The organism is Vibrio sp. Y176, from assembly GCF_033438945.1.
The window spans coordinates 1-1008 of record NZ_JAWOQS010000142.1; the positions used below are offsets into that span (position 1 = coordinate 1).

Below are 1008 nucleotides of genomic sequence, written 5' to 3' on the forward strand. Positions count from 1 at the left end.
CGATCCGAAACACCCAGATGGCGATAAATCTGAACTGGATTAAATCCTAATTTCGCCAGACAAATGTTCAGTGCATCTTCCTGCCAAGGAGGTGCACTGGCAAAGATTCGTTTTATCCCTTCTTCTTTCTCTTCAAGCTCACCGCAAGAAAGTAATGCTTTAACCCGCCGCGCTATCGCCTCCCCAGAATCAATCAAAACGACGTTGCCACCCAGCACTTGCTGAATTTCGCTTTTGATTAGTGGGAAGTCTGTACAACCAAGTACAGCGACGTCTACTTTATTGCATAGCGGCGATAAGATCCTTTTCAGTTAATCAAAAGGAACACTATCACCACGTAGCTTTTCTTCTGCCATATCAACCAAACGCGTCGAACCTAGCAATTCAACTGGCTTACCTTGTGCAAAATCACGGATCAGCTCATGAGTGTATTGACGAGTGACGGTCGCAGGCGTTGCGATTAACCCTACTCCCTGAGTCGCTAGTAAGGAGGCCGGTTTGATGGCAGGCACGACGCCAACAACTGGCACTGATAAGTTGTCACGCAATGACGGCAGCACGATTGTACTGGCAGTATTGCACGCAATGACGACGATATCGATGTGATGCTCTGCCACCAATGCGGAAACCAGCTGATTGACGCGCGAGATAAGCACATTCTGATCGAGTTCGCCGTAAGGATAAGCTTCGTTATCGAACAGATAGAAGTAGTCTAAGTGTGGAAGGAGTTGGTGAATTTCTTGGAAAACTGACAGTCCGCCGACACCGGAATCAAACACTAGAACTTTTTTCTTACTTGATGCTCGCACGAGTCTTACCTGATGAATAGAGACTCGGCGATCATACTGGTTAGATTTGTTTTGGCAATGCTTTGGCGCGGTATCTTTGATGGCTAAATCGCTCCCCTATTTCCACTTTAAGCTTAGTCAGTTCTATATGTCCTTGAAATGATGGGGTTGATGTCACCAATGTGTGGAACTCACCATTTTCTCCACATGGATCAATATG

The 1008-nt window shown here is 46.2% G+C and carries 2 pseudogenes; both read right to left on the bottom strand.

What is annotated here, in order from left to right:
* Positions 1-809 (bottom strand): annotated as a pseudogene (gene murI, locus R7O13_RS24690) (glutamate racemase); the annotation flags it as partial.
* Positions 810-849: 40 nt separating this feature from the next.
* Positions 850-1008: pseudogene (locus R7O13_RS24695) on the bottom strand (ATPase); the annotation flags it as partial.